General features: G+C 66.1%; 5 protein-coding genes. All 5 read left to right on the top strand.

All coding sequences use genetic code 11. The annotated features are described in order from the left end of the window. Window positions 1-777 (top strand): FAD-dependent oxidoreductase (locus AC1DKD_RS38650; RefSeq protein WP_477144513.1); only part of this gene is annotated, 777 nt, incomplete at its 5' end. Between the two features lie 149 nt (window positions 778-926). Next, the gene (zapE, locus tag AC1DKD_RS38645; protein WP_441632170.1) at window positions 927-2,024 is read left to right on the top strand and encodes a cell division protein ZapE; all 1,098 of its coding nucleotides are present in this window, start codon (window positions 927-929) and stop codon (window positions 2,022-2,024) included. 86 nt (window positions 2,025-2,110) lie between these two features. Next, a complete protein-coding gene (locus tag AC1DKD_RS38640; RefSeq protein WP_477102920.1) occupies window positions 2,111-4,669 on the top strand; it encodes a heavy metal translocating P-type ATPase in 2,559 nt (852 codons plus the stop codon). Window positions 4,670-4,672: 3 nt separating this feature from the next. Further along, window positions 4,673-4,819, top strand: a complete 147-nt coding sequence (gene ccoS / locus AC1DKD_RS38635; protein ID WP_006162067.1) for a cbb3-type cytochrome oxidase assembly protein CcoS — start codon at window positions 4,673-4,675, stop codon at window positions 4,817-4,819. Between the two features lie 232 nt (window positions 4,820-5,051). Then, a partial coding sequence (locus AC1DKD_RS38630) for a cbb3-type cytochrome c oxidase subunit I (RefSeq protein WP_477144512.1) occupies window positions 5,052-5,479 on the top strand: 428 nt, incomplete at its 3' end.

Genomic DNA, 5,479 nt, shown 5'->3' with positions numbered 1-5,479 from the left:
TTCCTGGGCGCCGCCGACGAAGGCGTGGCGAAGGAAGCGCAGAAGCTGCTGACCAAGCAGGGCCTGAAGTTCAGCCTGGGCGTGACGGTCAAGGAAGTCAAGACCGGCAAGGACAACGTCACTGTCAGCTACACCGACAAGGACGGCGCTGCTCAGACGCTGGAAGTCGATCGCCTGATCGTGTCGGTCGGCCGCGTGCCCAACACCGATAACCTCGGTTTGGACGCCATCGGCCTGGCTGCCGACCAGCGCGGCTTTATCGAGGTGGACGACCACTGCGCCACCAAGGTGCCGGGCCTGTGGGCCATCGGTGACGTGGTGCGTGGCCCGATGCTCGCGCACAAGGCCGAGGACGAAGGCGTGGCGGTTGCCGAGCGCATCGCCGGCCAGAAGCCGCACATCGACTACAACTGCATTCCGTGGGTGATCTACACCTTCCCGGAAATCGCATGGGTGGGCAAGACCGAGCAGCAGCTCAAGGCCGAGGGCCGCGAGTACAAGTCCGGCCAGTTCCCGTTCATGGCCAACGGCCGTGCGCTGGGCATGGGTCATTCGGATGGCTTCGTCAAAATGCTGGCCGATGCCAAGACCGATGAGATCCTGGGCGTGCATGTGGTTGCCGCGAACGCGTCGGACCTGATCGCCGAAGCCGTGGTGGCGATGGAGTTCAAGGCCGCCAGCGAAGATATCGGCCGCACCTGCCATCCGCATCCGTCGATGTCGGAAGTCATGCGCGAAGCCGCACTCGCCGTGGACAAGCGCCAGCTCAATATGTAAGGCACAAGCCTTCGTATTGTTGAGTACCGGCGCGCCGCTCCAGCGGCGCGCCGTTTTCGCTTTCGGGGCGACAGGGGCTATTTGCCTTGTCAGGCGTCCCGATCCTCATTCAAGCCGGAGCCTCCCGGCATCCAGCGCAAGCAGTCAGCATGAACGTCCGTGAGTACTACGAGCAGGAACTGAAGCAACGTGGCTACACCTCCGACGAGGCGCAGCTGCGCGCCGTCGACCGGCTGCAGCAGTGCTACGACGAGTGGGTGGCGTACAAGAGCCGGCGCAACAGCACGCTGAAGAAGCTGCTGGTGCACCCGGACGTGCCCAAGGGCGTCTACCTGTGGGGTGGGGTGGGGCGCGGCAAGTCCTTCCTGATGGACAGCTTCTATACCTGCGTGCCGGTGGTGCGCAAGACGCGGCTGCACTTCCACGAATTCATGCGCGAGGTCCACCGCCAGTTGGAAGAGCTGCGTGGCCGCCCGGACCCGCTGGACGAACTGGCCAAGCGGATTGCACGGCGTTTCCGCCTGATCTGCTTCGACGAATTCCACGTCAGCGATGTGGCCGACGCGATGATCCTGCACCGCCTGCTGCAGCAGCTGTTCGAGAACGGCGTGCAGTTCGTGATGACCTCCAACTACCGGCCCGACCTGCTGTATCCGGACGGGCTGCACCGTGACCGTGTGCTGCCGGCAATCGCACTGCTGCAACAGAAGCTCGATGTGCTCAACGTGGATGCCGGCATCGACTATCGCAAGCGTGCGCTGGAACAGGTCGATGCCTATCACACGCCGCTGGGGCCCGAAGCCAGTTCGGCGCTGCGTCACGCATTCACCAGCATTGCCGGTGTGGCCGACGAGTCGCCCATCCTGCATATCGAGCATCGCGAACTGCGTGCGCTGCGCAAGGCGGGCGGGGCGGTCTGGTTCGATTTCAATACGCTGTGCGGCGGCCCGCGCTCGCAGAACGACTATCTCGAACTGGCCACCGAGTTCCACACGGTGATTCTCTCCGATGTGCCGAAGATGACGCCGCGCATGTCCTCGGAAGCACGGCGTTTCACCTGGCTGATCGACGTCTTCTATGATCACAAGGTAAAGCTGCTGATCTCCGCGGAAGTGCCTGCCGATGAGCTTTATACGGAAGGTCAGATGGCCAATGAGTTCAGCCGCACGGTCTCGCGCATTATCGAGATGCAGTCGCGCGAATATCTCGAAGCGCCGCGCCGTACTGTCGACACCTCGCTGACCTGAGGCGGCCATCCCACCGCACGCTTGATCTGTATCAAGGCGGCTTGCAGCCTGGGCTCTTACCATGCAGTTGGTAAAAAAGAGCCCCGATGCCGCCTTCTCCTGCTTATTCCCTGCCCGATCTGCCCAATTCGCCGCTTGCACGCGCAAGCGGCGCGCCGACGGCCGTCGTGCAGGAAGGCTGCTTTCACTGTGGACAGCCGCTTTCAGCCGCCGAGCCCTCCCTGCGTGCCAGCATCGACGGCAAGGACCAATCCTTCTGCTGCGGCGGCTGCCAGGCCTTGGCGCAGACCCTGCACGCCGCCGGGTTCGGGCATCTTTATGGCGACCAAGCCCGTTTTGCCCGCCCCATCGACGAGGCGGCGCGGCGCGAGGCCGAGCCCGTGTGGGCCGCCTACGACACCGAGGAATTGCGGACGCAGTTCGTGCGCCCGCTCGACGAACGCCGTGCCGAGATCACGCTGGCGCCGGAGAACATCCGTTGCGCGGCCTGTGCCTGGCTGATCGAGCAGCACCTCGGCAGCCTGCCTGGCGTGGAATCGGTGATTGCCAATGTGGCGACCCGCCGCGTGGTGGTGCGCTGGCGCGCCGCCGAGCAGCCGGTTTCCGCCTTGCTCGCGGCACTGGCCGGCATCGGCTACCTGGCGTGGCCGTTCGAGGTCTCACGCTCCGACCGGCAGGATCGCCACGCACGCCGTGGCCTGCTGATGCGCATGGCGGTAGCCATGCTGGGCATGATGCAGGTGATGATGTACGCATGGCCTATCTACACCCATGAAGCCACCATCGATCCCGGCCAGTTGCAGTTGATGCGCTGGGCCAGCCTGGTGCTGACCTTGCCCGTGGTGCTGTACTCGGCTTCGCCAATCTTCGCCGGGGCATGGCGCAGCCTGAGGCAGCGCCATCTGGGCATGGACGTGCCCGTGGCGATCGGCGTCGGCGCGGGCTTCCTTGCCAGTACGGTGGCCACGCTGCGCGGCACTGGCGAGGTCTACTTCGACTCGGTCACCATGTTCGTCGCATTCCTGCTGCTGGCGCGATACCTGGAACTGCGCGTGCGCCAGGCATCGCGCAGCGGCGCCGAGATGCTCGCACGGCAGTTGCCTGCCACCTGCGAACGCCTGCGGGCCGAAGGCGGGGCGGGCGAGCGGGTGCCGGTGGCGCGCTTGCGTGCAGGTGACCTGATCCGCGTCAAGGCTGGCGAGGTGGTTCCGGCCGATGCGACCGTTGTTGCTGGCGCCAGTGAGCTGGACGAATCCATGCTGACCGGCGAGAGCCGTCCGGTGCCGCGTGGTATCGGCGATCCGGTATTGGCGGGTTGCTTCAATACCACCAGTCCGCTTGAGCTGCGCGTGTCGAAGGTAGGCGCGGCGACCCGGCTGGCCGAGATCGTCGCCGTACTGGACCGCGCGCTGGCGGAGAAGCCGCGCCTGGCCACAGTGGCCGACCGTGTTGCCGGATGGTTCGTCGGCATATTGCTGGTGCTTGCCGCCCTTGCCGGGGCGGTCTGGTGGGCCTGGATCGACCCGTCGCGCGCGCTGCTGGTGACGGTGGCGGTGCTGGTGGTCAGCTGCCCGTGCGCGCTCTCGCTGGCCACGCCCGCCGCGCTGGCCGCCGCCGGGGCGGCGCTTTCGCGCCGCGGGCTGCTGCTGACGCGCGGTCACGCGCTGGAAACGCTCGCTGCCGTTACCGACGTGATGCTCGACAAGACGGGCACGCTCACGGAAGGCCGTTTCGCGCTGACCGAAATCCTGGCCCTGGGCGACGCCAGCGCCGATGCCAGCCTGCAACTGGCCGCGGCCATGGAACGTTCCGGCGAGCATCCCATCGCGCGGGGCATCGTCGAGGCAGCGCAGGCTCAGGGACTCGCCTGCGGCGCGCACGCCGTCAGTGCCATGCGCAATGTACCGGGGCAGGGCCTGGAGGCTGAAGTGGACGGGCAGCGTTACCGCTTGGGCCGGCGCGAGTTTGTTACCGCGCTGGGCACGAGCGCAAGCACGGACCGTGAAGGTATCTCCACCGCGCTGGCAGCCAGCGAGCGCAGCGGCGCCACCCTGGTGTGGCTGGGTAGTGCGAAGGGCGCGCAGGCTGTGTTCGTGCTCGCCGACATTGAACGCGCGCAGTCGGCGCGATTGCTTGCTGCATTGCGTGCGCTCGGCGTGACCTGCCACCTGGTGTCAGGCGACACGCCGGCCACGGTCGGCTGGTGGGCCGATCATTTCCAGATCGCGCGCCGCGAGGGCGGCGTCACGCCCGAAGGCAAGCGCGAGTATGTGGCGAACCTGCAGCGTGCCGGTGCGGTTGTGCTGGCGGTGGGCGACGGCATCAACGATGCGCCGGTACTGGCGCAGGCGCAGGTTTCGATCGCCATCGGCAGCGGCGCCCCGCTGGCGCAGGCCGGCGCCGATGCCGTGCTGACCCATGGCCGTGTGGCCGAGATCGCGAACGCGCTGGAGATGGCTCGCCGCACCCGCCGCGTGGTGCGCCAGAATCTCGGCTGGGCCTTTGCCTACAACGTGATCGCCATCCCGCTGGCTGCGACCGGCTATGTCACCGCCTGGATGGCGGGCATCGGCATGTCGGTGTCGTCGCTGCTGGTGGTGGCCAACGCCTGGCGCCTGCTGCGCTCGGGCAAGCCCGGAGACTGACACATGGACATGCTCTACCTGCTGGTGCCGATGAGCCTGGTGCTGGTGGCCGTGATCGCCGGCGCGCTTTGGTGGGCGCTGCATGCCGGGCAATATGACGACCTCGACCGGCCCGGCGAGGCCATCCTGCTCGATAACGACAAGCCCTGATCCATCGCGGCCGCGCTCCGCCCCGCATGGAGATCCCCCTTTTTCGCCGCCGCTTGCCGCGGCAAGAATGGCTGTCCTCGCCCACGCGCGACGCGCATGCGTGCGGATGCGAGACGCCGTTGCGCCTTAGTTCCCATGCTTTCCCGTGCGCTTGATACAGATCAAGACGCCCGGAGCGCGGTTTTCCTACAGTCACAACATCAATTCATATTTATCCAATCTGGGGGTCTGAATGGCTGTCACCGCCGCGTATTCTCGCGCCGACACCTTCAATTACGGCGTCGTGCGGCAATTTGCCGTCATGACGGTAGTCTGGGGGATCGTCGGTATGGCCGTCGGCGTGCTGCTCGCAGCACAGCTGATCTGGCCGGAGCTTAACTTCAACACGCCATGGCTGTCCTTCGGGCGCCTGCGTCCGCTGCATACCAATGCCGTCATTTTCGCGTTTGGCGGCAGCGCGCTGTTTGCCACCTCCTACTACATCGTGCAGCGTACCTGCCAGGCACGGCTGTTCTGCGGCCCGCTGGCCGCGTTCACGTTCTGGGGCTGGCAACTGGTGATCGTTGCCGCGGCCATCACGCTGCCGATGGGCTTCACCAGCTCGAAGGAATACGCCGAACTCGAATGGCCGATCGACATCCTGATCACGCTGGTCTGGGT

Source organism: Cupriavidus sp. 05T313 (assembly GCF_056396665.1).
Note: the sequence above shows the minus strand (reverse complement) of the source record. Positions and strands in the feature narration are given on the sequence as shown.